Annotated in this window: 1 protein-coding gene; it reads right to left on the bottom strand. The window is 70.9% G+C overall.

The features are described from left to right. Positions 1-1,179, bottom strand: a 1,179-nt coding sequence (locus ABT130_RS47620) for a beta-ketoacyl reductase (RefSeq protein ID WP_350966505.1), incomplete at its 3' end; no start/stop codon positions are given. Between the last annotated feature and the right edge of the window lie 117 nt (positions 1,180-1,296).

Raw genomic sequence — 1,296 nt, 5'->3', positions numbered from 1 at the left:
GTAGTTACCCTGACCCGCCCCACCGAACGTCCCCGCCACCGACGAGAACACCACGAACGCCGCCAGATCCAGATCCCGGGTCAGCTCATGCAGATGCCAGGCCGCATCCACCTTCGGCCGCAACACCGTCTCCAGCCGCTCCGCCGTCAGCGACGGAATCGTCCCGTCATCCAGCACACCCGCGGTATGAATCACCGCCGTCAACGGGTGCTCGGCATCCACCCCGGCCAGCAACGCCGCCACCGCGTCCCGATCGGCCACATCACACGCGACGATCTCGACCTCTACCCCGTGCGCGATCAGCTCGGCCCGCAACTCCAGCGCGCCGGGGGCGTCCAGGCCCCGGCGGCTGGTCAACAGCAGACGCCGCACCCCACGCTCGGCCACCACATGCCGCGCGAACAACCCACCCAGACCACCGGTACCACCAGTGATCAACACCGTCCCCTCCGGATCCCAGACCCGGCCACCGACCTCACCCGAACCGTCACCGGTGACATCCGCAGAGGCATCGGAGGCGGCACCGCGCACAGCCGCCCGTGCCAGCCGCGGAACCAACATCTCACCCCCACGCACCGCCACCTGCGGCTCGCCCGACGCCAGCACCGAGGCCAGCACCGAAACCACTACCGTGGCCGACGCCGCAGACGCGTCCGCGGGAGACTGCTCCTGCATGCCCACCGACACCGACCGGCCCAGCTCCACACCATCGCCGCCGTCACGGCGGGCGACCGAGCGCCCGCCGGCCACATCCACGTCGACCAGGACGAACCGGCCCGGATTCTCCGACTGCGCGCTACGAACCAGACCCCCCACCGCCGCAGCCGCCAGATCAGTGACCGCCTCACCATCGCCCGCCGCGACCGCACCCCGAGTGACGACGACCAGACGGCAATCAGCCAGCCGGTCATCGGCCAGCCACCCCTGCAACAGGTCAAGAACGCGAGCGGTCAACGCATGCGCCGACTCCACCACACCCGCAGCAGGATCCGACACCACCTGCGCCACCACCGCACCCGGAACCGGACCCGCCTCCACCAGCGACAGCAGATCCGCATGAACCGGCGCCGAATCCCCAGCCGCCCGCAGCACCCCGGCGACACCCAACGTGTCCAGGCCGAGCACCGCGACCGGCACCGGCTCAGCCACCGGCAGGCCACTCACCGCAACCCACTCCACCTCGAACAACGCATCCCGACCGGCACCACGACCAGCGGAGACAACCGCGAGCCACTCAGCCGGAACCGGCCGCACCACCACCGACCCCGCCGACACCACCGGCGCACCCGACCCGTC

The sequence above is a fragment of the Streptosporangium sp. NPDC001681 genome, assembly GCF_040298085.1.
GTDB lineage: Bacteria > Actinomycetota > Actinomycetes > Streptosporangiales > Streptosporangiaceae > Streptosporangium.
This window is presented reverse-complemented; position numbering and strand designations above follow the sequence as displayed.